The organism is Paenibacillus antibioticophila (assembly GCF_000455265.1).
GTDB classification, from domain to species: Bacteria; Bacillota; Bacilli; order Paenibacillales; family Paenibacillaceae; genus Fontibacillus; species Fontibacillus antibioticophila.
Window position 1 is genome coordinate 469,406 of record NZ_HG005139.1, and the last position, 25,056, is coordinate 494,461.

Below are 25,056 nucleotides of genomic sequence, written 5' to 3' on the forward strand. Positions count from 1 at the left end.
TAACGAAAAAATCATTTTGCGAGGAATTGAAAATCAGCACAGGCAACCTCGGAGATTGGAGAAGGGGAAAATCGACGCCAAGCACGAACAAACTAATTGAGATCGCTGCCTTTTTTGATGTCAGTTTAGACTGGCTGCTAACCGGACGAGAGCGAATCGCTCAACCAGCGGAGGTTGTGAATGAGCTTCCTGCCGACTATGTATTTCAGGATGGGGAAGGATTGAATACGGAGCTGGAGCCCGCGGAGAAAGAATTTATTCAGGAATACATAGCCTTCGTGAAATACCGCAAACAGCGCGATTCGGGAGGGAATTAATACCACTTTACATTTAAGATTTCAGAAGATATAATAAATCTTGTCGCTTTAACAACTTGCGGTCGTGGTGGAATGGCAGACACGCTATCTTGAGGGGGTAGTGGGTGTATACCCGTGGAGGTTCGAGTCCTCTCGACCGCATTGAAATGATGGACTCCGTGAAGAGTCTGAGAAGAGATCGATTAGGGGCAAGCCCCTTAGTCGATCTTTTTTATTTTGACATCTGCTATAAGTTCAAGCTAATCCGGCAATAATGGAAATAGCCCGGAGCCGATTGTCATCCTCTTCCAAGTTGACACACCCCGGAAAAATAATTTAATATGTCTAAGTACTACAGAGCACTATATCTTATAAATACGGGTGATGATCATGTCTTACAGACCGAATGTAACGAATGTGACCAAGGCTGGAAGCAATGAGAAAGATGGATTGTACGAGTTTATCGTCAAGTTGGCCGATGGAACGGAGTGCCGGGTATTTTACAACCGCGAACCGGAATGGCAGCTGACAAACATCAGCCGGTTGCAGAAGACGCCATGTCCGGTCTGCCGTAAAGACTTCATCTGCAAATGCATGGATCAGTTTTCAGGTGATATTGCGAGCCAGATCGAAGCTGGACAATGGTTTGACAAGGCTCTGGCTCAATAAGCAGCAGAGTTGGAATAATGAGCGCGGGGGAACTGCCCCGTGCTTTTTTCTATTAGAGGTTGTTCAATACGCAAGCAATATAAGGAGGTTAGGATGAAAAAGAGTCCGCCATTGAAGCAGGAACGCAGCATCGTCTTGTTTGACGGTGTATGTCATCTGTGCCAGGCTGCCGTTCGTTTTATCATTGACCGCGACCCTTCCAGGAGATTTGCCTTTGCGTCTCTGCAGTCGGATACTGCGGCAAGGTTACTGGGAAGAGCCCTTCCGGAGGGAGAGGCTCCATCAACGATCATTCTGGTGGAGAACGGAAGCTGCTATACCCAATCCACAGCAGCCCTTCGCATCGCCCGACGCCTTCGTTTTCCCTGGCCGGCCTTGTATGTCTTTATCGTGCTCCCCCCACCGATCAGGGATCTCATATATAATTTTATTGCTGCTCGCCGTTACCGATGGTTTGGCAAGGATACAGCCTGCATGGTGCCAACGCCGGAAATTCGCAGTCGGTTTATTGAAGAAGAATAAGGGTGACGAAAAGGCATGGCAGTGGTATGTTCAAGGAGGGGTTACTGAGCGTTTTAGTAGTATGACCAAAGATAAAATTCCCAAGATTAACGAGGCAACAGACTTAGAATTAATCTGTTCTGGTGAATTTCTAGACAGTTCCTTCGACCTCGTTTACTCCTTTGACCTGAATATATCAAATTATGGAAGAGATATCCATGCTTCATGTGCCAGTCATTGCTTTTATTTGTGATTAGAAAAAGGGACTTGTCTGAATCACGTTATTATGATAACCTAACTGTAAATTTAAGGAATACCGGAACGGAAGCACCGTCCACCAACCGAGTCATCGGTTTGTGGGCGGTGCTTTTTTTGGTTCCGGGAGGAGGTGAGGCGGGCGATGCAGCCAATCAGGCTTGTTTTAGCCGCAACGGAAGAGGATTACATTGAACCGTTTCTTCAATATATCCGTTGTAGTGAGTTTGAAAGACGGGTGGTGGTGACCGCTTTCAGCCGGAAGGAAGCACTTTGGAAATATATTGAGAATGCGCCGGATGAGATGGATGTCGTTCTTGGAGAGACATCGTTTCGGGAGGGCTGGCAAGGGAAGCTGCGGGAGGGGGCTCCATGGATTGAACTCCGGGAAGGAGGATATTCCAGTCGGGAAGGGAGATCAGGCCTAGGGGTATCGAAGTACCAGCCCTTAAGCCGTTTGCTGGCAGAGATTGAGGAGATGATCCGGGGCAGAAGAGAGACGGCTGGAAATGAGGGAAGGACAACGCTGATCGGAGTCATATCGGCAGCCGGAGGAAGCGGGAAGACAACAGTCTCTATCCAGCTTGCCAGACAGTTCGCATCCGAAGGAAAGCATGTAATTTACATCAGTCTTGAATCACTTCAGTCCAATATCTCAAGTGACGGAAAGGAAGAGATTGAGGCTGAGGGACGTCCGGGTTTGGCTCGGCTGTTATATGACTTGAAGGCAGCAGAAGAGAAGCATCAGAAGCCCCGTTATCCAATTAGTCACTATGTATATAGAAATGCTTTCTTGAGGGGCGACGCCTTTCCGGCATTGTGTAACCTGAACGAGATGAAGGAGCTGGAGCGAAGTGATGTTGTGGCATTGCTCAAATTCATTATCGAGAGCCGGAGTTATGATGCTGTAATTGTTGATACGGATTCCATTCCTGATCTTCGTATAGAGACCGTGATGGAACGGGCAGACCAGCTTCTTTGGATTGTCGGTGAGAACCGGATCATATTGGACAAGACGGTAAAATGGCTGGCATTTCTTGAACGAACCAACCCAGGGCTATACAAAGGGATTATAGGAAAATCGCTGTTTGTTGCCAATCGCACGTCAGGAGAAGGCCTCCTTACTCTTCCCGAAAAAAACATCCCGATTTCGGCCGAATTGCCATGGATTCCAGCGTGGAATGGCTCAGCTGGATATGCCGACATTCAGCGGCAGGCGCCCGCATATCAACGAGATGTGATGAAATTAAGCAGATTGCTTCACGAGAATGAGAACTGGACGGCTCCTGGCGGAAGGGAGAGCCCGGCATGATCGAAGATGAGCTCTTCCTGACACTGCGTCGAGAGATTCGCTCCGGGCTTGATGTGACATCTGCCATGCAGGATGACCAGCTAATGGAGCATATCGAGCGGTATGTTCTTGGAGATGAACGGTTGACGGAGCTGACTTCAACGGCGAAGCGAAAATGGGTGCGCAGGCTGTACGATTCCTTCCGGGGGCTTGACGTACTGCAGCCGCTGATTGATGACCGAACCATCACCGAGATTATGATCAATGGTCATGAGGAGATTTTTATCGAGCAGGCAGGAGCGATCCGGCAGCTTACGGCGCAGTTCGAATCCAGAGAAAGGTTGGAGGATATTATTCAGAGCATTGTGTCGAATGTGAACCGGGTTGTCAATGAGTCGTCTCCAATTGTCGATGCCCGGTTGAAGGATGGCTCCCGTGTCAACATTGTACTCCCGCCAGTTTCACTAAAAGGACCGGCCATGACGATCCGGAAATTTCCCGAGCGGCCGTTATCTATGGATGATCTCGTGGCTAAGGGCTCGCTGGACATAGATACCGCTGAATGGTTAAAGAAGCTGATTTACGGCAAATTCAATATTTTTATCAGCGGCGGAACCGGGTCCGGGAAAACCACATTTTTGAATGCTCTGTCCCAGTACATCCCTTCAGATGAACGGGTGATTACGATTGAGGACTCCGCAGAGCTGCAGATCGTGACGGTTCCCAACCTGGTCTCCTTAGAGACGCGAAATGCGAATACGGAAGGCAAAGGGGAAGTTACGGTCAGAGACCTGATCCGCTCCTCCCTCCGGATGCGCCCTAACCGCATTATTGTCGGAGAGGTACGGGGTGCCGAGGCGCTTGATATGCTCCAGGCGATGAACACTGGCCATGACGGCAGCTTATCCACTGGGCATGCGAACAATACAGCAGATATGATCAGCCGTCTGGAGACCATGGTCCTGAGTGGAGCTGATTTGCCGATTGGGGTTGTAAGGAAGCAAATTGCTTCGGCGATCGATATTTTTATCCATTTGTCCAGGCTTCGTGACCGGAGCAGGCGGGTAATGGAAATCTCTGAGGTCATCGGCATGGAGGATGGGGAGGTGGTTCTGAACCGATTGTATCAATTCAAAGAATTGGGTGAGGAAGAGGGGAAATTGATAGGGGTTCTGGAGCGAACCGGAACGATGCTTCGAACCGAGAAGCTGAGCATGGCGGGGATTGCTGCCGATGTAACGGCCCTATCTGAGGAGGCAAGCGCACATGGCATGGACTAAAAGGGTGCTGAGACAAGCAAACGAAGCCAAAAAGCAGCCGCAAGGTGCTTCACCACTTCCTGACTATCGGCAGTATACGCTCAGTAACCGGCAAAGAGCGGCCTGTTTATTGGTGGGCGGGTTATTGCTGTACGGCATTGGCTATGTGTTTTTCCATTCGGTCATGATAGCTTTTGTTCTTGTCGGAGGTACGGTGCTTTTGCCGAAGTACTGGAGCCAATATTTGCTGCGCAGAAGACGCGAAGCATTAGGTCTTCATTTCAAACAGGCGCTCTATTCGCTGTCTTCCTCATTAGCCGCCGGGCGCTCTGTGGAGAATGGATTTCGTGAAGCGATCAACGATCTTGAGCTGCTGTATCCGGACGGAGGCAATGACTTGATCCGCGAGTTGGAGATTATCTGCGCCAGAATGCAGTATGGTCAACCTATCGAAGAGGCATTGCAAGACTTTAGCCAACGTGCAGATCTTGAAGACATACGCAATTTTGCGGATGTGTTCACAACCTGTAAACGATCCGGAGGCGACCTCATCGAAATTGTAAGGCGAACCTCCACCATTATCAGCGAGAAGCTGGAGATTACCCAGGAGATCGGAGTCATGCTTGCCCAGAAGAGGTTTGAGTCCAAAGCGATGCTGGCGGCACCCGTGTTATTTCTGATTTTTATGGATGTCAGCTCGCCTGATTATATGGAGCCCCTGCATAGCGGGGGAGGACTCCTTATTTCTGCGATAGCTCTTCTGATGTATGCAGGCTGCTCCTGGATGATTTTGCGTATGATGGATATCCGCCTATAAGGAGGCTAGGTATGCTCATTCTGGCTGGACTATTATTTGGGCTCTTATCGGTAGGCTGGATAATACTATTCGCTGTATCCCGGCCAAGATATACGACTGGCAAGCCTGCTGATCTGGAGGGAATTCGCCTTCAGGCCATTGCTCCACCCATGTTGTATTTATTGGATCAGATAGCCGTTTCACGAAGACTCCCTATTTTCTTCTATAAAATTCAGCGCTCGATTACAAAAATTAGCGGAGGCAGACGCGGCGGAGAACACACCTTATTATTTTTAGCTGAAATGCTGTCTTATACTTGGCTGCTGCTCACATTGGGCTGTCTGATGTCATTGTTGACTCAAGGATCGGATGGACTGATTATCGGCACGATGCTTGCTTTCCTGCTGCCTGCTGCATTGATTCATGATTTGCACAAAAAAGTCGTTCGGCGGGAGCAAGAGATGCTGCTGGAATTGCCGGAGCTGCTTAACAAGATAATTTTGCTGGTCGGCGCAGGATCAACTGTACAGCAGGCGATCCGGACGAGTATCGAACGGAAAGGAGAGGATTGTAACCATCCTTTGTATAGAGAACTGAGACAGATGCAGCGGGAATGGGACGGGGGCTATTCATTTCAACAGGCGATGGAGGGCTTCTCCAGGCGCTGCGGCATCCAGGAGATTTCTGCATTCGCAACAGCCGTCCTGCTGAATTTCCGAAGAGGAGGCAATGATTTTGTGCTTGCCTTGATGGACTTGTCCAGATCGTTATGGGAGCGGAGGAAGGCGATATGCAAGACACTCGGAGAGCAAGCCTCTTCGAAATTGATATTTCCGATGGTGCTCCTGTTTTTGGTGGTCGTCATTCTCGTAGGAGCCCCGGCATTTATGATGATGAATTTATAACTTGCTTAACTTAATTTAATTCATGAATAGGAGCGGATGGATATGTGGATGCAAATTCAAGGGAAAGTAAAGAGCTTTTGGGGAAATGAGGACGGTCTTGGCATGCTGGAGATGATCCTGATTATTGCTGTCATTGTTATTATTGCAATCATTTTCCGGTCTCAGCTTAAGGAGATGATTACGAGTCTGATGGGCAAGGCGAAGTCTCAGACTGAGGACTTCATGGAAGGTAAATGAGTAAGCTTCGTCGGGATTGTGAGGGAAGCTTTACGCTTGAAGCTTCCCTGGTCATGCCGGTTATATTTGTATCCTTGTTGCTGCTTCTGTTCTTCTGCTTGTATTTCTATCAGCAGAGTATTCTCAGTCATGTTGCTGTCGTGGCAGCGGAACGAAGCGCCTATGTATGGGATAACAGCCACCGCGGGATAAGGGATGGCTCCTTTGGAGCCGGTGAACACGATCAACTGTACTGGCGTTTGACCGAGGATCGGATGCTTGAGGCGATTTTCGGACTCGGAGGGAAGGTAGACACGACTGAGTTGCAATTGCCTGTCGATGGGAACAGCAAAGATTCACTTGCGATCACGAAGCTGCTTAGAGTTGGTACAGAGATTCCTGCCGGACTTCAGGGGAGTGTGGAATACCGGAATCAATTGCTACTGCGAAAGGTAAGCGTCTCGCTAAACCGATTCGTTCCCTTTCCGGCCTTGGAGCGAGTCATCGGCTCACTGAAGCAAATTGGCCATTCCGAGGCCTATATCGTCGATCCGGTGGAATGGATCAGGACAGTAGAACTGGCTCGATATTATGGTTGCAGATTTAAAGAACGCGGAGATGGTGGAATGAATCCCTCGGAGGCAGGGAAGGCGCTCGAAGCTTACGGAAAATGAGTGGTCCGTTCCAAGCGCTTGGAGGTGACGTGATTGAAAAGATGGAGAAATCATTCAGAAGCAGGCAGTGTATCCGTATTCTTGATTATGATATTTGCTGCGGTATTTGCCTTTGTTGCCATTTTCATTGATTTTGCCAGAATGTCGGCGCTGCAGGCAAAGACAGAGCTGCTGGTGCGCTCTGCATCACGTTCTGTGCTCTCGGCTTACGATCCGATGCTTCTGGAGCGATACGGCTTATTTGCCTTTGGTGAAACAGATGAGAATTACCTTATGTCCAAGGTGTTAAGCGACCAGCTGAACTATATGAGGCGAAGCGATTCCTTTCCGATTGTGGATGTTCGGCTGGATGAATCTACAGTGGAGCTGGGGCGACAGCTTGGTAAATATGAAGTGTTTGAACAGCAGATTCGGGAACAGATGAAGTATCGTGCTCCGATTGACTTCTCTATCGATATTATTAATCGCTTTAAGCCGATGTCGGAGGCGATGAAGGAGGCTTCCAACACGGTAGATTTACTTGGAAAGCTGCAGAAGCTGTACGACCGTCGAGAAGCCAAGCTGGATGAATTGCTGAACGGACAAGCCACAGCGGCTCAGTCAGCAGCTCAGTTGGCTGCCTTGCTTCCAAGAACCGGTTCAGGTTCCGGCAGCAGTCAATCGGGCTTTCAAACTGCGGAGCAGCTGGTATCAGGGTACAGCAATTATGTCTCGATGATTGAGGCTGAGCGGGCACGTAGGGAAGCTGCTGAGCATTCAGGAGGAGAACAGGAAGAAGATGATAGTTATGCTTTGGAAATTAGCCGGTACCAGCAGTCGGCTTCGCTTCTGTTTAGAGAGATGAATGACCGTAATAATGCTGCAAAGCAGCTTCATAATGTTGTGCTTTCTAAGGCAAAGGAGCTCTTGCAAGAAATTAGAAGCTTGAATGCAGAAATGCTGCTTCTGATCGAGAAGGCGGAGCAACGCCCTGAGCAGGAGGCCTATAACAAAGTGGGTAGCGGCGAGAGTTTATCGGTCTCCGGAAAAGAAGAAATCGCTCCGCTTCGTGCTCAAAGCCGAAAGCTGCTGCTTTCTGAATCATTATTGAATGATATTTCAGCGGGAATTGAGGCGCAGACTGAGCGGGTCATTTCATTTTCAGGCGCTGCAAGCGCATTTTTATCTATGGAAGGCTCGGTTCTGTCTGCGTCGGCTTCAGAGTCAGCGCTTCATTCTGCGGTTGATCGTGCGAGAAAAGAAGCTGATAAGTACTTGACTGAATTTGCTGATGCCGGATCTGGAAACCGTCTGCAGCGAATCAAGGCAATCATTGAAGAGTACCGCGGTTCAGACAAGGAACGCAAAGAGACCGAAAAGAAGGCCGAGGATAAACTGGATGAAGCTAAAGGGCTTCTTGGCCGAATTGATAATCTGAAGGAGGAATCGCAGCAGAATCAGGAGCAGTTTGATCTGCTGGAGTCCTTTTACAAGGCGAACAAAGATATGAATCAAGCTGAGGATAGCGATAATGCGCGAAAGAACAGCATCAAGAGTGATCCATATGAAGCCGGAGGAGCGGCGATGGGCGGAATGGATTCCTTCTATGGTGGAATTGCGGCACTGATGGACAGCATGTCGGACAATCTTTTTCAAGCAGAATACATAACAGGCTATTTCAATCATTTCGATTTGAAGGAGCTTCAGGGAACGATCGAATCCTTGGGGGGAGAGTCTGGTGAATCGGGCGCTGCAGATTTCTCTGTGGAGAGCCAGGAGATTGAATATATTCTTTATGGATTCCATTCTCCCCAAGGCAATATTGCCGCCGCGTACGGGGAGATTTTCGCGATGCGTCTGGCGATTCGGACGATGGAGGGGCTGCTCAAAAACTCGAAGAACGGGAACCCGTTGTTGATTGTGGCTGGAGCGCTTCTCTACGGCGTAGAGCACGCTATTAAGGACATGATTTCACTGACGAAGGACGGATATCTGGAGCTGAGTGATTATCTGAAGGTCAAGCTGACCTACCGGGATCACTTGCGCATATTTCTAATGCTTCATGGTCCCGGCAAGTCTCGGTTGTCACGTATGCTGGCTGTTATTCGCCTGAATACCGGGGTGCCTGTTGATGAGAGGGAAACCTATGTGAGTGCCAAGCTGACGACGGCAATTCCGCTATGGTTCCTCCCGGGAATAGCAAGTCTGATGGGTAATACGGGGATTCTGAAGGGCAAAGTGGAAGGGACAAGATATTATGCGGAGAAACAAGCAGACTTTTCATACTAGATCCCTGGGCGAAGTGCGCGGAAGCATTGTACTGGAAGCGACCCTGGTTATGCCTATGTTCGTCATGGTGCTGTTCTTGTTTATCTATATGATTCAAATGACCCTTGTCGCTACCCAACTTCATGCTGTGACATCGAATGCGGTCAGACAAGTATCAGCACATATCTATCCGGTCGCGCTTGCAGTTGCTTCTTCCCAGACGGAGGAGGAGCAAAGTGCGAGCTCGAATAATTCGCTATCGCTTGAACGCATCTATGACTTTTCTTTATCAGAATGGTCGTCCCAGTATGCTTCCAAGCTGCCTTCTCCGGTATCGGAGTGGGTTCAGGCAGCTGTGAAGAAGGGCGAAGCCCCCCTTCAAGACCTTAAAGGAAATGTCGCAGAGGCGGTTCTGGACCCGGTGATCAAGCCGCTCCTCAGTCCATTTCTGCAGGCGACCTCCTTAAATGAAGCCAGATTACATGTTAGCAGAGTAACGATTCCGGATCTGCGGACAGGAAAGACCCCGTACTTTGGGCTGGAGGTCAGCTATGTGCTGCCGATCAAGGTTCCTTTTACCGGACAGGCGATCTGGATCCAGGCTCGGGCAGAGGAACGGCTGTGGATCGGAGACACAGATGAATTGGGGAACAAGAATTCAGATGGTGAGCCCGGTACAGGGACTGCAGCCAAGGTATTATCCAAGCCAGAACCTGCGTTTGCAGGCCGCAGAGCTGAAGTGACGGCATTAGTCGAGCCGGGGGCGTCTGCAACGATGACGGTTTATTATAAAAGCGGGGTCAGCCAAGCCAAATATTTAGGGGAAGCCAAGGCTGACGAGAATGGAATTGTTTCATGGAATTGGCTTGTAGGCGGCAATACCACCCCCGGGGAATGGACTTTCGTCATCGAAACAGAAGATGGAGCGCGGACCACAGAGCAGTTCCATGTCGAGAGCCCGCGAGCTAAAGAATAGGAAGGAATGATAGAAAATGAATCTGGCATGGGAATATATCGGATGCTTCATCATGTTAGGAGCTGCATTTGTTACGGATATTAAATCTATGAAAATTCCAAATTGGATTACGATTAGCGGGCTGGTAACAGGCATAGTTGCTCATCTGCTCCAAAATGGCTGGTCTGGAGGGTGGTTTTCACTCCAAGGAGCGGGGGCAGGCTTCGGCTTGATGCTTCTGATGTATTGGTGCGGTGCGGTTGGCGGAGGAGATGTCAAGCTGTTTGCAGGGATCGGTGCTTGGACAGGCACCCTACTTACCCTGCAAATTTTGTTCTATTCCGTAATGGCGGCGGGGCTAATCGGTTTGGTTGTCTTATTGTTCAGAAGAGAGATGTTCTCCCGGATCAGAGCTCTGCTTGCCCGTATCTTTTCTGCCCTTATGCTGCGCAGTATTGCTCCTCTCCGGATTGCTGGCAAGAGTCAACTCCGGATTCCATTCATGCTGGCCGTCTTGCCGGGAGCTATTCTGACCGCTGCTTTATATTAGTAGGATCGAGGTGTATGAACTGTGGTAGCACTGCTGACCGATTTTTCCAGAAGTGACGGCGTTTTTATGCACTTGAACGGTAAGGAGCCCTTGAAGGGAGCACACATGAATCGTGTTCAACGCATGATGCTGTCTTCTGTGGCAATCCCTCATTTGCTTCCGCTTATCGTTCGCGAGGTCGATGATGATGTAAGTCTTCAATATAATATTACAGGCAAAAAGATGCTGTCCCAATGCCTGAGACAGGACAAGCTGGAATTGACGGAGTTCTACAGTCTCCTGCTGCAAATTGTAACCGTGCTCGAAGAGAGTAGGCAGTATATGCTTTCTCCGGATCAGTTTTATTTGGACGAGGACCATATTTTTGTGGAGGAGCCCTTATCCTTGGCGGTATTGCACTTCACGTATGTGCCTTTGAAACAGGCGATCAGGGAAGAGCCGCTGCCCCAGGTGTTTTTAAAGCTGGTTACCAAAATGATGGCATGTGTGGACAATATGAATGGAAACGGTATCCAGAGGCTGCTTCGCTGGTGCTCTGATGACCGCTTCACCCTGGCGGAGACCAGGCAATTGATCAGTGATTTTATGACCGATACGGGTCCGCAGCAGCCCGAGCCAAAGAAGCTTGAACCTCGGTTCAAGGTTAGGGAATATGTAAGAACGAATGAAGAACAGGTACAGTCTTCGGCCATTTCCTATTCTCCAGAGTGGAATATGCCCCCAGCGCCGCAATGGAGGATGCCGAAAACCCCAATGTTCTCCGATGAGGGAGAGGAGGAGGAACAAGAACAGGAGCCGCAATCCTCGTCGATGAAAACTTATATTGTCCTGGGAGCTGTATTGGCTGCGGCCATGCTTTGGAAATTCGTATATCTGGATCATCCGGGGGCCGGCGCATTATGGACAAGCCTGCTAGGAACGCTGCTCTTGGCGGGGGGGATCCTGCTGAGCCGAATTGGCTTCAAGCTGCCTTTTCCCAAAATCGGATTACATAAAAACGAAGAGCACGAACAATATGAAGAGTACGGAGAGCAGGCAAAGGAAGCAGAGAAGAATAGCGGCCTGGGTGCATACCGATATCCGCTAGATGAAGATGAATTGTCTGCACTAAGTAACTGGAGAAGGGATGAAAAGTCGGTCACTGTTCAAGAGGAAGCCCCGGTACGAAAAGAATTAGAGAAAAAGCCTCCAGAGCTGATCGTCCAGCCGCCTCAGACTGTGTTGCTCTCAAGGAGTGGACTGGATAAAGAACATAAAATTGGCGCTGCTGCCTATTCTCTTGAACGTACCAGCCGCGGTTCATCAGGAGGTGAGACCATCACGCTGTCCAAGGGAAGCTTCGTCATTGGAAGGTCCGAGGAGATTGCTCAATACATCGATAACACGCCGGGAGTATCCCGCGCTCATGTTGAATTGATGGTCAAGACCACAGGCTGCACGCTTAAGGATCTGGGATCCAGAAACGGCACGGTACTCGGAGAGGAGCTAATGGCCCCCTATAAGGAGTACCCTCTGAGTCCTGGCGATACGTTCTCTATTGCGGAGAGTAAATATACGCTGGGGGTAGATAGTTAATAAAGAGGCTGCTGTGCCTTCAACAGCAGCCTTTTTTTGTAAATGATCAACCATGGCATATCTCCACGAGTAAGTTTCACAAAAGCAAAAAGATAGTAAATCCAGAAGGTAAAGCCTGCCTACACGGGGACAATCCGCATAAGTGTATCTTTCTGAGATGGAATAGCCCCAAGTAATTAATAGGCATACACTAAGAAACTATTATATAAAACATACGTTATTTATAAATATAGTGGACTGTTCCACAATATGGATATTAATTGATGTATATATTTTAGAATTTTTAAATCTCGAGGTGAAACCGTGAAAGGTCAAAAGTGGTTTCTGCTTATCATTTTTTGCTTGATTCTTGATGGCTGCCAACTGAGTGAGCAAAAAAAGGAAACGAAGGAAATTAGTATCCTCTATAGTTCTTTAGCTGACTTTCAAAGAGATTACGGGTTAGTTAAGGAAAACTTCAAAGACATAAACATTCATATTATTGAGTTTACTCCCCAACTCGGGCGTGGCATATGGAATGAAATGAAATATATTTCTGCCGAGAATACATACTGGGACAGTAAGAGATACATAGAACTAGTGAATGAACATAATCCAGATATTTTGTTTTTTCCACAATCTATATATGCAGACTTGATGGATGAGGGCGTATTATCTGATCTGTCTGCATTTTCAGATACAGATGATTTTACGGGGATTAACTCCAATTTTACGGAAGCTCTTAGGGAAATGGGTAATGGGCGGCTTTATGCCTTGGCCGATTCTGTTAGCTCTCAAGTGTTGTTCTATAATAAAGATTTATTTCAGAAGTACAAGATACCACAACCAACGGATCAAATGTCATGGGAGCAAATTCTTGACTTGGCCAAGCGTTTTCCAACCCAAGAAGATTTAACAGGTCTCTATCTGCTCAATTATGACGAGGCGGGATTGCTACTGACGATGGGAAGAACCAATGGCTTGAACTGGTATGATTCTTTACATCACAAGACCCTGTTTGATAGCCCTGCCTGGAAGGAGAACATTGAGGACGTAGTCTCGTTCTATCGAGCAGGAGCGGCCTATGTTTCCCAGGAAGATCCTTTGGATTTATTCTTAGACAATAAGCTAGCAATGACCTTGAATACTTATCAATTTGTGATGAAGTTAAATGCTAACAATGATAAAAAAATAAACTGGGGTGTTGTTACCGAACCGGTTAACCTTGATGAGCCCGACCTCAGTAAGACGATGACCTTCCAATATCTAAATGGAATCAATGCAAGAACTAAGAATTTCGAAGATAGTCTGGAGGTTTTGAAGTACTTAAACGGCGAGCAAACAGCAAGAATAAAAAGCAACTTGAACTTATTCTTATTCACGATTCCTACACGAGAGTCTTTGATCATGGATAATGAGGGGCGGAACTTGGCTGCCTTTTACAAGCTTAAGCCGCAATTGAACCAAGGAGATACTGGTTTGCCATATGATTCCGAGAAGGCAGCGTTATTCGAAATAAATAGTATATTACGGCAAGCGATAGATGGACAAACCACCGTGGATCAAATGATTTTAAAACTTCAGGAGGATGTTATAGATGCAATTCAGTCTAATCAATTGTAAACCCCGAATCCATCGATGGATCATTGCTTTCATCATTATATCTATCATTTTTGTAATCACGGGCTGTAGTCAACTTTTTTCAACTGAAAATAAAAAAACTGATTTAGAATCACCGGAGACTGAAATCACCATTTATTCTTCTTTCGAAGACCAGTTCTTTTACAAATTTTATGGGAACTACCTTATTCAGAAATATCCTAATCTAAAATTGCGGCTTATCCAATCCACAGGTCAAACTGTTGAAGAAACGATTAAAGAAATTCAACAGATCAAGCCAGATTTGGTTATCACATCGAAATATAATTTCCGAGAACTGCAGAATCAAAATGTTCTTACCGACTTAAGCGTACTAGCTGAGCGTAGCAATATGAATGTGGAGGCTCTGTATCAACCGATGATAGATACACTTAAAGATGACTCGGGCAAACTGAGTGGACTTTCGCCATTGGTTACCCCTTCGGTTCTTTTCTACAATAAGGATTTGTTTGATACGAACAGGATTGCATATCCTATCGATCAAATGTCATGGGACGAGTTACTTTCTCTAACGCAGAGTTTTACTGGATCTGGAACAGTAGGATTAACCGGTCGCACTCCAGCAACTATATTATCTGCAATTTCGATTTCTAAAGGTTGGAATATTGTTGATAATCGGACTAAAGATTTATTTTTTGATCCACAACAATGGACAAGCTCTATTCAGAGTATTTTGGATTCATCAATCGATGGAAATATTGTAAATGATAACGGTGAATTATTTCTTCAAGGAAAAGCAGCTATACACTATGGATCATTAAGTCTGATTCCTAAGCTATTGGATAAGAACTTATTTTCTTGGGGAGTTGTTACTACACCAGTAGATCCGTTAAATAGGGACGTCAGTCAAGATATTTATTTCTATGATATATTTTGCATACCTTCAGAGGCCTCACAAAAGGATGAAGCATGGGAAATTGTTCAAGCATTACTGGATGAAGACGCTGTTAATTATTTGCTTAATAATAGTATCCCGGGCTCTGTATCCACGCTAAATGAGTTCATGAATTCTCAATATGGCGGTGTCGATTTATCGGCAATCTGGATGCAAAAAGTCGGTAAAAATTCTTACTTACATAGCGATTTAACTCGAAGCTTTATAGACAAATTTGATGAAATTGTGGATGCTGTTTTAACTAATGCTATACAGAATCAAAATGCAACATCCGCAGGTTGTTTAAAAGAAATCGAAGAGCAAGCACGTGTTTTATATCAAGAAGAAGTTCGAAGTGAGATGTGACTTTCTAATTTCATGGACATTCTGTTTGAATCAGAAGCAACTTGCATTATGGTCTCACATCGCTATCATGATAGTGAGAATTTTGATCATATTTATGTTATGAAAGATGGGGTTATCGTTGCGGACGGAAGACATCATGAATTATTAGAAAAATCACGGGATTACCAGGAATTATATTTAAGCAAGGAAGAAGTCTCTACTGCTACTAGTTAACTTAATCAATAGTTCAATTCTTGGATAGTACGGAGGTAAAAAACTGTGCCAAATGAAAATGCAATAAGTGTAAGGAATTTGACAAAAAAATATAGTGATTTCAAATTGAATAATATTTCATTTGATCTGCCTAAAGGGAAAATTGTAGGTCTTATTGGTGAAAATGGTTCTGGTAAAACAACAATTATTAAACTGATGTTAAACGACATTGAGAAAGATAGTGGTGAAATATTTATCTTTGGTATGGATCATGTTGCCAATATGAAGCAGATTAAAAGTGAGTTAGGCGTGATTTATGATACCAATCATTATCATGAACTGTTTAATGCATTGGAGCTTGAAAAGATTATTAGAAAAATTGTACCTAAATGGGAGGAGAGCAAATACAAGTCTTTATTAGATACATTTCATTTACCATTGAACCAGCCTATAAGTGATTTTAGCCAGGGAATGAAAGTGAAATTAAATTTTTCTATTGTATTATCCAGCTCTCCTAAACTGCTTATTCTCGATGAGGCCACCAATGGTCTAGATCCAATGGTTAGAAGAGAAATCTTAGATATACTGGTAGATTACACTGGAAATAAGGAACATTCAGTGCTTATTGCTTCACATATTACCAGCGATCTAGAACGTATTGCAGATCATCTTATCATATTGCACAAAGGAGATATTTTGTTAACAGAGGAGAAAGATGTTTTGCTGAATCAATACGGCATTGCTCAGCTTAGCAAGGAACAATTCAATCAGGTAGATCCCAAGGATTTGCTTTTTTTCAATAAAAGACATCAGAATTACGAAGTGCTGGTGAATGAAAAGATAGCTTTCCAGAAAAAATATAAACTGACGAATATGGAGTGTCCTAGCTTTGAGGATGTTCTTTATTTCTATACGAAGGGGGAAAGAAAGTGGCTGGATTGATATTAAAAGACATGACAATTTTGAGTAAAAAATTCAAAATTATAGAAATGCTTGTGCATATTCTTCTTTCTATATTATTTGCCTGGCTGTATGGCATCAATTTTTTAGTACCGATATTAGCTTTTTTGTTTTCTTTATCTAACATTAATTGTTTTTATAGCTTAGATACTGAAGATGAAAAGGTTAATTGGAGGCAACAACTTTCGGCACTTCCATTAATGAAATCAGAAATTATTAATAGCCGACATGTGACAATCCTGTTGTTGTCCATAATTCAAATTGTAATCATAATGTTGTTTACGCTAATAGGAATGATATTTTTACAAGAAATTAATCTGCTGGAATCTTTATTTGTTAGCTTTATAGCATCATTTGTAGTTTTTATATCCGGAATACTACATATTTCACTAAAACAAGTATTAGGGTCTACAGCGTCCGTATTATCTATGGTTTTATCAATGATTATTTTGGGGGTAGTAGCATACTTATGGAGTCAAATGAATGTGGATATTTTTAGTTCAAATACCTCTGATTACATATATACTCTAGTTATATTTATAGCGATGGCTGTTATCATTGAACGGATAGCATTTTTGATCGAGAAGAAATGTTATTATTTCAAGGTCAAGTAAATATCAGTAGAATCATGTACGATACAGCAGCCCCGGCAAGGGTTAATCGAACCGGTGTCATACCGCCCCTCGACATAAAGCCGAAGCCGAATACCAGCAACGCCCCAACGGCTGCACCTGCAAATGCATAATACATTGTGGTCATAAAAGAGGTGCCTGGAAACAATGCATAGCAAATCCTGCTTCACAACTTATAAAGCATAAAACAAAAAAGGTGCGAAAAATGAACTATAAAAAACCGACTTTTGTAAGTGCCCTAGTTCTTATCATCACTTTTTTAGTACTCTTCTTCAGTTCAATGCTTTCAAAAATGAATGTATACTTATCATTTTTTATCTGTCTATTGATTAGCATCATTTGTCTCTCTCTAGGCGTTTATTCATTAGCTAAAAGACTATCAACACCCATTTCTATATTAATTATAACCGCATCACTGATTATATTACTTTTCACCATTATTGCTTATTTACTTCCTGAAGCAGGTTATCCGCCTCTTATAAAACTAGAGTAATAAAAGAAAATAGGGAAAGAGAAATCAGAAGATCAAGTTCAATATATTACCATTTGTTTTTCACCATTTCCTGTAATGCTTTTCGATGTCAAGACACGATTTCTGAGGATAAGTTATGCCCTTCTAATTGAAAGTAATTCTACCCCAAAGGGGCGATTCCCAAGCTGCTGTCAGCCGATGGGAACCGCCCTTCTTCATCGTTCTTTAGGATATACTAAAAAACTTGTCGTCAATAAAGCAAGCAAGATCATAATTCCAAAACACGCAATAGAAATTCCGAGCGATAAAGAACCGGTCATTGAGAGGTAATCGGATAAAAGCTGATCATATAGATAGAAGAAAATTCGGAGTATGCCCCAGAAAACGAGTGCCGAGACAATCCGCTTTTTCAGGGTAATCCATCGGTTAGAGTGGCGCTCCAAGCCAGCAGCCTCCTTTATTTATTCATCAGGTGCTTATAAGGCTGATAGTCAATTTGATTCTTCTCCAGAAACCGGACGAGGAATTTATTGTCGCGTTTTGGCGTGGCTACAATGTATCCTTTGATGCAGTGATCGCGCGTCACCTCCGACGCCTGATCCTCGAGGGCAATGCGTCCGATCTCGGCGGCGATGGAGTGCTTGGCAATGTCTCTGAATGCGCTGGGCACCGGCTGGACGAGTTGATCGAGGAAAGCTTTGGCGTCCTCTGTCCATAAATGACGGCTGCTCTCCACCCAATGGTTCTGCCAGTCGAGCTTCGACCGCCCGTCCGCCTTCGGAAGCACCTTCAGGAACTTGCGGAACATAAAGAAGCCGCCAATGCACATCATGCCGAGCAGAAGGAAAGCCCAAAAAACGATGCTGTTCAGGAATAGATTGCTTGGTCCGTTCGAAAGGCTGTATGCAAGGGAATGCTTAAGCAAGGAAATCACCCCAATAAGTACATTTGATGATCAATTTGGTTAAAATTATACCTTATTTCTTTATTTATTTCAGCTTTCAGGCTAAAATAGGTTTGTTTAGCGATTTAATGTCCAAAAGGGGGATTAACATGCTGAAAATAGGATCCCATGTATCTTTTTCAGATAAAGGACTGCTTAGTGCGACTGCGGAAGCAGCAAGCTACGGTTCTAGCTCGTTCATGATTTATACCGGTGCGCCTCAGAATACCCGGCGCAAACCGATCGAGACCATGCATATTGCGGAAGGCAAGCTGGCTATGGAAGCTGCCGGCATAGAAGAAATCGTTGTTCATGCACCGTACATTATTAATTTGGGCTCTTACAAACCGGCGACATATCAACTCGCGGTTGATTTCTTGCAGGAAGAGATTCGCCGGACTCATGCTCTCGGTGTAAGAAACATCGTGCTTCATCCCGGTGCCTTTACGGATATGGATGCCGAATACGGAATAGACCGTATTGCGGAAGGACTGAATGCCGTTTTGAACGGTACGGCTGAGACGGATGTGAATATTGCTCTGGAGACGATGGCCGGCAAAGGCACGGAGATGGGGCGCAGCTTCGAAGAAATCGCGGCTATGATCAACAAGGTAGAGCATAACGAGCGCTTGACCATCTGCCTGGATACCTGTCATATCCATGATGCAGGTTATGATATCGTCAATGATCTTGACGGCGTGCTGCGGAAATTCGATGAGCTTATTGGGCTAGACAGGCTGGCCATTGTGCACATTAATGACAGTAAAAACCCGATTGGCTCCGGCAAGGACCGTCACACCCCGATCGGCAGCGGATGGATCGGCTTTGAAGCCATTAACCGCATTGTGCATCATGAAGCTTTGCAAGGACGTCCATTTATTCTGGAGACGCCTTGGATCGGAAAGGATGCAAAGACACAGCGGCCGATGTATGAGATGGAGATTGCCTTGCTTCGCGGCAATGTTGCTGAACGGTTCGGAGAGAGCATTCTGTCCGAGATTGAGCAACTTAAGGAGTTTTTTGCTGGACAAGACATTCATCCTCGTTCCTTCGTGCTAGATACGTGGAATGTGCTTAAGTCGGACGCGAAGGCGAAAAAGGCCGATCCTCGTGAACCTTTGGAAAGACTGTATGATCTGGTTCTGGCTGCCGGCTTGTTCCCGGATCATGCAGAGGAGCAGATCAATCAGCTGTTGGTCGCTTGGCTTGCTTTAGGAGAATAACGCTATATAAGCTGAACATAAAAGCTACGTAGAAAGGGTATAAGTGTGAAGTGTTACAAGCTTTCTCACATGTTGCCCTCAGAACGTGAAATTCAGTAGTTCAACTTATATATATTAGAAGATAGAGATCAGGGGGCTTGGAGAGATGGACACTCATGTCAAGGCGGCTTTGAAGCCGGCGAAACCTTATGAACAAAACCGGGCAAGAATGCTGATATCCTGTCCGGACGGACCGGGGATCGTAGCGGCGGTATCAGACTTCCTGTATCAGCATGGCGCTAATATCGTGCAGTCTGATCAATATACGATGGACCCGGAGGGCGGTATGTTCTTTATGCGGGTCGAGTTTGATCTGCCGCAGCTGGAGTCGCATCTTGCAGGCTTAGAGCAGGATTTCGCGGAGATTGCGGACAAGTTCGAGATGAAATGGCAGCTTTATCCATTGAGTCACAAGAAGAAGCTAGCGATTTTTGTGTCCAAGGAGGATCATTGTCTTGTTGAACTGCTCTGGCAATGGCAGGCTGGCGATCTGGATGCGGAAATTACCATGGTGGTCAGCAATCACCCGGATATGAAGGAATATGTCGAATCCTTCGGCATTACTTATCATTATATTCCGGTTACACCGGAGACGAAGGCTGAAGCGGAGAAGCAGCAGCTGGAGCTGGTAAATGGTCAAGTGGATCTGATCATTCTGGCCCGCTACATGCAAATTGTATCTCCGGCCCTGATCGAGCCATACCGGAACCGGATCATTAATATCCATCACTCCTTCCTTCCGGCCTTTGTCGGCGGCAAGCCCTATGCTCAAGCTTATAACCGCGGTGTGAAGATTATCGGCGCAACGGCACATTATGTCACCGAAGAGCTGGACGGCGGACCGATTATTGAACAGGACGTGCAGCGGGTCAGTCACGGAGACGATGTCAACGAGCTGAAGCGAATCGGGCGCACGATTGAGCGTGTGGTTCTGGCACGTGCTGTCAAATGGCATATCGAAGACCGGATCCTTGTGCATCAGAACAAAACAGTGGTGTTTAATTAATTTTGAAACGTGATAGCAGAGCCATAATCATCAGCCTCGTCAGCAGGGAACATCCTCGCTTGTCCGAGGCTTTTTTCATGAAAGGATAAGGTTGTATCCATTGAAGGAAACCTTTGGGTACAAGTGTACGTTATAATAACAGTAAGTCTATGGATGGAAATACAGACAGGAGAGGGGAACGAAGCGTGTATTTATCAATACCAAGAACCAATAGAAGCAGCATTTTGGCTAAGGTTGTATGTGCCTTGCTTACAGTACTGGTCCTACTGGGCATAGCGCAGCCTCTGACTGCCTCGGCAGCAGGACCCAAGATTGCGGTAGAATCTGAGCTCGGCTACAACGGAAGTATTAAAATGAATGATTGGGGACCGCTGACTGTCAAGCTGACCAGTGACCAGGATATTTCCGGTGATCTGGTCGTCCAGATGGAGAATCCGTACACCGGAACGTTCTCTTCCTATGTGGAACGGGTGGATTTAACTGCGGGTACGGCCAAATCAGTTCAGTTTGCTGTTGTAGGCAACAGCTTCGGCAAGCAGAACAGCAGTATTAAATTTTACGAAGGATCGATGGAAAAAGGAGATTATATCGCTTTTTCAACCGGCCGGGCTTACATACAAAATTCAGCGGTGAACGGTTTGATGATCGGTGTTCTTGCTGCTGATCCGGATACCCTGAATTTTCTGGCTCTGGGCAGCGGCATCGGGAAGACTGCATTCGTCGTTCCGCTTGAGAAGGAAAAGCTGCCGGAGAACGCCACGATGCTGTCGACAATGGATGTCATCGTTATGAACGACTATTCGGCTGATACATTAACCGAAGATCAGATCCATGCCATTCGTACTTGGGTGAAGCGAGGCGGCACCCTTATGCTGGCCGGAGGTCAAGGTTATGCCAAAACCGCGAAAGGCTTCGAGGATTTGTCTCCTGTGGAGGTTCAGGGCGGAACGGACGTGCTTGAACTGGATGCCTTGGCTAAAGCAAGCGGGGAGCCCCTTGTCCTTAATGGAGCCTTTCCTGTCTCTAAAGGAGCTCTGAAGCAAGGGGCAATAAGCAGCTATGGTACGGCAGAATTACCGCTTATCGCAGAGCAGGCGGCAGGAAAAGGGGAAGTCATCTACGCGGCTTACGATATTTCTATGGACCCCGTCTATCATTGGCGTGGTCATGCGGCATTATGGCTGGATGTGCTTCAGGAACAGTTCTCGAATAATAATGGCAATTATAGATCGAACTCATCGGATTGGAATCTGTTGACGGGGTTGTCCTATATTCTGGATTACTTCCCTTCATTGACGCTTCCACCATTCTCATTACTGTTCTGGATGCTTGTATTATATGCGGTTGTGGTTGCTCCGCTCCTCTACTATGTGCTTAAGAAGCTTGATCGAAGAGAATGGGCCTGGGGATTGATTCCGCTGATTGCTATTACGGCAAGTGCATCGATTTACTTTGCGGGTACAAGCGGCAGATCGGACATCCGTGCCCATACGCTTAACATTATCGAGCTTGATGGACAAGGGGAGGCAGTACAATCCGCCTCTTCCGCCTTGTTTGTTCCCAAAGGAGGAGACTATAGCCTTAAGCTGCCAGCGGGAACTCGCGTAACAGTAGAACGGGAGCATAACCTGATCACGGGCGGACAGATTGGCGGAGCGGATCGTCAGATGATTCGTGTCCAGGCGGATTCTACGGATTTGATCCTGCGTGAAATGACGACTCGGTCCATCGCCAAGCTGTGGATGGAGTCTCCGGAGCTGTTAAACACAGGTGAAATGAAATTGGATCTGCATTTTGATGGTCAAGGTAAATTGCAAGGCACGATCGAGAACCAGACCAAGCATGACATGGAGGAAACCTTCATTATCGCGGCAAGCCGGATTTATGAACTTGGAGAACTCCCACGGGGAAAGCAAATCCAGCTTCCTGCATCATTTACTTCTTCCTATGGGAACGATTACGGATCAGCCATTTTTCCCTATCATGGATACTCCTCCGGTTCTTCTAATGAAGACAAAGAGCGGGAGCGTTCTATGATTAACCAGTATATGAATTATTCGGGCCACTACGGCGGATATGTGTTGATCGGCTGGAGCAAGGAAGCTCCTGATCCGGCAAGCAACTATACGGTTAATGGCAAGGACCCCAAGTTTGATTATTTAAATATGTGGATTCAATCGTTCGATCCTCAATATGACCTCGATGGTGCGGTTGAGATTCCAGCAGGGGTAATTGTGCCTGAAATTTTAAGCAATACGGCCACCGATTTTTCCAAAGACTGGGGCAACCAGATCAATATGTCTGCAGGGGAGATTACTTTTGGATTCACCCTGCCGACCGAAGCAAAGGTTGAATATAACGAAATTCAAATTCAGAACTCTTTCCCTAGTAATGTAAGCATGCAGGTATGGAACGAGAGCAAGGGAGAGTGGGAAGCCATGATTACCGGACCGGCGAATGAGTATACCCGGAACGGGATCGTCAAGGTGAAATATACAACGACGGAGTGGGCCAGCTTCCAACTGCCAGAGATCATGCTGAAGGGAGAGGTGTCCCATGATTGAAATCCGGAATTTAACTAAAATGTATGGCAGCTTCGCGGCCCTTCAGGATGTCAATATTTCAATTGGCAAAGGAACAGTGTTTGGCTTTGTAGGACCCAATGGAGCGGGGAAGTCAACGACGATGTCCATCCTGGCTACCTTATTGTCACCAACCTCCGGGTCCGCCAAGGTTGGCGGCTATGAGGTGACGGATTATCCGCAAGAGGTCCGCAAGCTGATTGGGTATATGCCCGACTTCTTCGGAGTCTATGATCAGTTTAAGACAACGGAATATCTACACTTCTACGGGGCCAGCTACGGGATTCCCCGCCATGAGCGCGAGCAACTGATTCCCCAGCTTTTGGAGCTCGTTAACCTGAGCGATAAACGGGATGTGTATGTGGACAGTCTTTCCCGCGGGATGAAGCAGCGCTTGTGTCTTGCACGCTGTCTGGTGCATGATCCCGAGGTGCTGATTCTGGATGAGCCGGCATCAGGGCTTGATCCGCGTGCGCGGATTGAGATGAGAGAAATACTCAAAGAGTTGAAGCTGATGGGCAAAACGATCATTATTTCATCTCACATCCTGCCTGAGCTGGCGGAGATGGTGGATGAAATTGGCGTTATTGAGCATGGAAGAATGGTGGCTCAAGGCAAGGTATCAGAGATCCAGAACCGGCTGCGGGTGAAGAGAGTGCTCCATATCCGGGTGCTGGAACGGGCAGAGGAACTAGCGGGACAGCTCCGTGATGAGCTTCATGTGAGCCAGGTTCTGTGCGATGAGACGGGAGTCCATGTTCATTTCGGCGGAGGAGATGCCGAGCAGTCGGCGTTGTTGACGAATATTTTGTCATCGGGGTATCAAGTCGTCTCCTTCCATGAAGCACAGAGCAATCTTGAGGATGTATTCCTTGAAATCACGAAAGGAGGCGGAGCGAATGAACTGGCGTAACATGGTGATGAACCCGGTGTTGGATAAGGAATTCCGGCTACGGATGCGCTCGCCCCGTTCGGCGATTACGATCCTTGCCTATGTGCTTGTCATGGGACTTTTTGCGATGGGAATTATCTACGTGCTGACCTCTACAGGAATGACGTCCTCGCGGGTAGATTCCGGAACGAGCCGCTTGATGTTCTACGCGCTTAGTATTGCTCAGCTTGTCTTGATCGCTTTTATGACCCCTGCACTGACAGCTGGAGTCATCAGCGGGGAGCGAGAGAAGCAGACATTGAATATGTTGCTGACGACACAGCAAAGCTCGTCCGCTATTATACTAAGCAAGCTGGTCTCCTCACTCAGCTTCATGACGCTGATTATAGAGGCGACGCTTCCTGTTTACAGCATTGTGTTCTTGTATGGCGGAGTATCCACAGGGCAGCTCCTGCTGGTTTTCCTGTTCGATCTATTCGTTATGCTCCTGTTAGGTGCAATCGGGGTATGCTTCTCGACCTTATTTAAAAAGACGATTTTTGCAGTTATCATGACCTATGGAGCCGGATTGGTTATCTTCCTATTTACGGGAATTGCTTATTTGTTCGCCATGAGCATTGATCAGGCCAACTATTACAGTTCGGGTGCTGCGTCCTTACGGGCATATTCCTGGGTGGGATATATCCTTGGATTGAATCCCGCAGGGGCTTTGATCAGTATTTTCGAGCCATCATTCTCAGAGTCTGCCTTCTTCGTACAACGAAGCAATCTTCAGTCTTCGGCTCCGATTGCTCTGTGGCAGGAGTTCTTGCTGGTATATAGTGTTGTGATTGTCATTATGCTCTGGATTGCGATCCGCAAGATCCGCCCGGTACGCGGCAGACGGCGGGGCAAAGCCGGGCAGGCTGTTCTGGCTGTTCAGGATGTTCAGGCAGCTTCCGGCGGTCTTCATGAGGATTCAGCTGAACTGCCGCCTCCTCCCGAGGGGCTTAAGCAGATGGAAAAGGTAGAGCCCAAAGCAAGAGAACGTGAAAAATAATATGCAGAG

General features: G+C 46.5%; 25 protein-coding genes and 1 tRNA gene. 24 read left to right on the plus strand and 2 right to left on the minus strand.

The features are described from left to right. Positions 1-26: 26 nt before the first annotated feature. From TX85_RS01990 to TX85_RS02080, 19 genes are all read left to right on the plus strand, one after another. Positions 27-317 (plus strand): helix-turn-helix domain-containing protein, encoded by a 291-nt coding sequence (locus TX85_RS01990; protein WP_392391803.1) that lies wholly within the window; start codon positions 27-29, stop codon positions 315-317. Positions 318-375: 58 nt separating this feature from the next. Further along, positions 376-458 (plus strand) — tRNA-Leu (locus tag TX85_RS01995). A 228-nt stretch (positions 459-686) separates the two neighbouring features. Then, positions 687-965 carry a hypothetical protein gene (locus TX85_RS02000; protein WP_044477470.1) on the plus strand — a complete coding sequence of 93 codons (279 nt, stop codon included), beginning with the start codon at positions 687-689 and terminating at the stop codon, positions 963-965. A 93-nt stretch (positions 966-1,058) separates the two neighbouring features. After that, the gene (locus tag TX85_RS02005) at positions 1,059-1,487 is read left to right on the plus strand and encodes a thiol-disulfide oxidoreductase DCC family protein (RefSeq protein ID WP_044477472.1); all 429 of its coding nucleotides are present in this window, start codon (positions 1,059-1,061) and stop codon (positions 1,485-1,487) included. A 379-nt stretch (positions 1,488-1,866) separates the two neighbouring features. Further along, positions 1,867-3,033 carry an AAA family ATPase gene (locus TX85_RS02010; protein ID WP_044477473.1) on the plus strand — a complete coding sequence of 389 codons (1,167 nt, stop codon included), beginning with the start codon at positions 1,867-1,869 and terminating at the stop codon, positions 3,031-3,033. Next, the gene (locus TX85_RS02015) at positions 3,030-4,292 is read left to right on the plus strand and encodes a CpaF family protein (protein WP_187375122.1); all 1,263 of its coding nucleotides are present in this window, start codon (positions 3,030-3,032) and stop codon (positions 4,290-4,292) included. The genes TX85_RS02010 and TX85_RS02015 overlap by 4 nt, the downstream gene beginning before the upstream one ends. Next, the gene (locus TX85_RS02020) at positions 4,279-5,088 is read left to right on the plus strand and encodes a type II secretion system F family protein (protein ID WP_044477474.1); all 810 of its coding nucleotides are present in this window, start codon (positions 4,279-4,281) and stop codon (positions 5,086-5,088) included. The genes TX85_RS02015 and TX85_RS02020 overlap by 14 nt, the downstream gene beginning before the upstream one ends. A gap of 11 nt (positions 5,089-5,099) precedes the next feature. Continuing rightward, complete coding sequence (locus TX85_RS02025) at positions 5,100-5,972, plus strand: type II secretion system F family protein (RefSeq protein WP_044477475.1); 873 nt, start codon at positions 5,100-5,102, stop codon at positions 5,970-5,972. Positions 5,973-6,014: 42 nt separating this feature from the next. Next, the gene (locus TX85_RS02030; RefSeq protein WP_044477476.1) at positions 6,015-6,209 is read left to right on the plus strand and encodes a Flp1 family type IVb pilin; all 195 of its coding nucleotides are present in this window, start codon (positions 6,015-6,017) and stop codon (positions 6,207-6,209) included. Continuing rightward, positions 6,206-6,862, plus strand: a complete 657-nt coding sequence (locus TX85_RS02035; protein ID WP_044477478.1) for a TadE/TadG family type IV pilus assembly protein — start codon at positions 6,206-6,208, stop codon at positions 6,860-6,862. Before TX85_RS02030 ends, TX85_RS02035 begins: the two co-directional genes overlap by 4 nt. 33 nt (positions 6,863-6,895) lie before the next feature. Further along, on the plus strand, positions 6,896-9,130 hold the full coding sequence (locus tag TX85_RS02040; RefSeq protein WP_044477479.1) for a hypothetical protein: 2,235 nt from the start codon (positions 6,896-6,898) through the stop codon (positions 9,128-9,130). Further along, complete coding sequence (locus TX85_RS02045; protein WP_044477480.1) at positions 9,099-10,085, plus strand: TadE/TadG family type IV pilus assembly protein; 987 nt, start codon at positions 9,099-9,101, stop codon at positions 10,083-10,085. Before TX85_RS02040 ends, TX85_RS02045 begins: the two co-directional genes overlap by 32 nt. Before the next feature lie 16 nt (positions 10,086-10,101). Beyond that, the gene (locus TX85_RS02050; protein ID WP_049894756.1) at positions 10,102-10,614 is read left to right on the plus strand and encodes an A24 family peptidase; all 513 of its coding nucleotides are present in this window, start codon (positions 10,102-10,104) and stop codon (positions 10,612-10,614) included. A 105-nt stretch (positions 10,615-10,719) separates the two neighbouring features. After that, a complete protein-coding gene (locus TX85_RS02055; RefSeq protein ID WP_158297290.1) occupies positions 10,720-12,189 on the plus strand; it encodes a DUF6382 domain-containing protein in 1,470 nt (489 codons plus the stop codon). A 303-nt stretch (positions 12,190-12,492) separates the two neighbouring features. After that, entirely contained in the window at positions 12,493-13,791 is a 1,299-nt protein-coding gene (locus TX85_RS02060) for an ABC transporter substrate-binding protein (RefSeq protein ID WP_044477482.1), read from the plus strand. Beyond that, positions 13,766-15,067, plus strand: coding sequence for an ABC transporter substrate-binding protein (locus TX85_RS02065; protein ID WP_044477483.1), 1,302 nt, complete (start codon positions 13,766-13,768; stop codon positions 15,065-15,067). Before TX85_RS02060 ends, TX85_RS02065 begins: the two co-directional genes overlap by 26 nt. A gap of 12 nt (positions 15,068-15,079) precedes the next feature. Next, complete coding sequence (locus tag TX85_RS02070; RefSeq protein ID WP_044477484.1) at positions 15,080-15,280, plus strand: hypothetical protein; 201 nt, start codon at positions 15,080-15,082, stop codon at positions 15,278-15,280. Between the two features lie 45 nt (positions 15,281-15,325). Next, positions 15,326-16,201, plus strand: a complete 876-nt coding sequence (locus TX85_RS02075) for an ABC transporter ATP-binding protein (RefSeq protein ID WP_044477485.1) — start codon at positions 15,326-15,328, stop codon at positions 16,199-16,201. Further along, positions 16,189-16,833, plus strand: coding sequence for an ABC-2 transporter permease (locus TX85_RS02080; RefSeq protein WP_044477486.1), 645 nt, complete (start codon positions 16,189-16,191; stop codon positions 16,831-16,833). The genes TX85_RS02075 and TX85_RS02080 overlap by 13 nt, the downstream gene beginning before the upstream one ends. On the opposite strand, the gene TX85_RS26660 is transcribed toward TX85_RS02080, so the two are convergent. Then, positions 16,826-16,999 (minus strand): hypothetical protein, encoded by a 174-nt coding sequence (locus tag TX85_RS26660; RefSeq protein ID WP_392391804.1) that lies wholly within the window; start codon positions 16,997-16,999, stop codon positions 16,826-16,828. The genes TX85_RS02080 and TX85_RS26660 overlap by 8 nt on opposite strands. Before the next feature lie 781 nt (positions 17,000-17,780). Continuing rightward, on the minus strand, positions 17,781-18,248 hold the full coding sequence (locus TX85_RS02090) for a DUF2621 domain-containing protein (RefSeq protein ID WP_044477488.1): 468 nt from the start codon (positions 18,246-18,248) through the stop codon (positions 17,781-17,783). A 128-nt stretch (positions 18,249-18,376) separates the two neighbouring features. On the opposite strand from TX85_RS02090, the gene TX85_RS02095 reads away from it, so the two are divergent. The 5 genes from TX85_RS02095 (at position 18,377) to TX85_RS02115 (ending at position 25,047) form a co-directional block, all read left to right on the plus strand. After that, positions 18,377-19,489, plus strand: coding sequence for a deoxyribonuclease IV (locus tag TX85_RS02095; RefSeq protein ID WP_044477489.1), 1,113 nt, complete (start codon positions 18,377-18,379; stop codon positions 19,487-19,489). A gap of 145 nt (positions 19,490-19,634) precedes the next feature. After that, on the plus strand, positions 19,635-20,534 hold the full coding sequence (gene purU, locus TX85_RS02100) for a formyltetrahydrofolate deformylase (RefSeq protein WP_044477490.1): 900 nt from the start codon (positions 19,635-19,637) through the stop codon (positions 20,532-20,534). 245 nt (positions 20,535-20,779) lie between these two features. Next, positions 20,780-23,098, plus strand: a complete 2,319-nt coding sequence (locus tag TX85_RS02105; protein ID WP_148444315.1) for a DUF7408 domain-containing protein — start codon at positions 20,780-20,782, stop codon at positions 23,096-23,098. Continuing rightward, on the plus strand, positions 23,091-24,029 hold the full coding sequence (locus TX85_RS02110) for an ABC transporter ATP-binding protein (RefSeq protein ID WP_044477492.1): 939 nt from the start codon (positions 23,091-23,093) through the stop codon (positions 24,027-24,029). Before TX85_RS02105 ends, TX85_RS02110 begins: the two co-directional genes overlap by 8 nt. After that, positions 24,016-25,047: an ABC transporter permease gene (locus TX85_RS02115; RefSeq protein ID WP_044477493.1), complete on the plus strand. Its 1,032-nt coding sequence runs from the start codon at positions 24,016-24,018 to the stop codon at positions 25,045-25,047. The genes TX85_RS02110 and TX85_RS02115 overlap by 14 nt, the downstream gene beginning before the upstream one ends. Positions 25,048-25,056 lie beyond the last annotated feature (9 nt).

Bases quoted from the DNA above. Each gene is read 5' to 3' on its own strand.
- TX85_RS02020 (WP_044477474.1), top strand. From the start codon at position 4,279: ATGGCATGGACTAAAAGGGTGCTGAGACAAGCAAACGAAGCCAAAAAG.
- TX85_RS02045 (WP_044477480.1), top strand. From the start codon at position 9,099: ATGCGGAGAAACAAGCAGACTTTTCATACTAGATCCCTGGGCGAAGTG.
- TX85_RS02065 (WP_044477483.1), top strand. From the start codon at position 13,766: ATGCAATTCAGTCTAATCAATTGTAAACCCCGAATCCATCGATGGATC.
- TX85_RS02030 (WP_044477476.1), top strand. From the start codon at position 6,015: ATGTGGATGCAAATTCAAGGGAAAGTAAAGAGCTTTTGGGGAAATGAG.
- purU (WP_044477490.1), top strand. From the start codon at position 19,635: ATGGACACTCATGTCAAGGCGGCTTTGAAGCCGGCGAAACCTTATGAA.
- TX85_RS02035 (WP_044477478.1), top strand. From the start codon at position 6,206: ATGAGTAAGCTTCGTCGGGATTGTGAGGGAAGCTTTACGCTTGAAGCT.
- TX85_RS02095 (WP_044477489.1), top strand. From the start codon at position 18,377: ATGCTGAAAATAGGATCCCATGTATCTTTTTCAGATAAAGGACTGCTT.
- TX85_RS02025 (WP_044477475.1), top strand. From the start codon at position 5,100: ATGCTCATTCTGGCTGGACTATTATTTGGGCTCTTATCGGTAGGCTGG.
- TX85_RS02000 (WP_044477470.1), top strand. From the start codon at position 687: ATGTCTTACAGACCGAATGTAACGAATGTGACCAAGGCTGGAAGCAAT.
- TX85_RS02015 (WP_187375122.1), top strand. From the start codon at position 3,030: ATGATCGAAGATGAGCTCTTCCTGACACTGCGTCGAGAGATTCGCTCC.
- TX85_RS02055 (WP_158297290.1), top strand. From the start codon at position 10,720: ATGAATCGTGTTCAACGCATGATGCTGTCTTCTGTGGCAATCCCTCAT.
- TX85_RS02010 (WP_044477473.1), top strand. From the start codon at position 1,867: ATGCAGCCAATCAGGCTTGTTTTAGCCGCAACGGAAGAGGATTACATT.
- TX85_RS02070 (WP_044477484.1), top strand. From the start codon at position 15,080: ATGGACATTCTGTTTGAATCAGAAGCAACTTGCATTATGGTCTCACAT.
- TX85_RS02050 (WP_049894756.1), top strand. From the start codon at position 10,102: ATGAATCTGGCATGGGAATATATCGGATGCTTCATCATGTTAGGAGCT.
- TX85_RS02110 (WP_044477492.1), top strand. From the start codon at position 23,091: ATGATTGAAATCCGGAATTTAACTAAAATGTATGGCAGCTTCGCGGCC.
- TX85_RS02005 (WP_044477472.1), top strand. From the start codon at position 1,059: ATGAAAAAGAGTCCGCCATTGAAGCAGGAACGCAGCATCGTCTTGTTT.
- TX85_RS02115 (WP_044477493.1), top strand. From the start codon at position 24,016: ATGAACTGGCGTAACATGGTGATGAACCCGGTGTTGGATAAGGAATTC.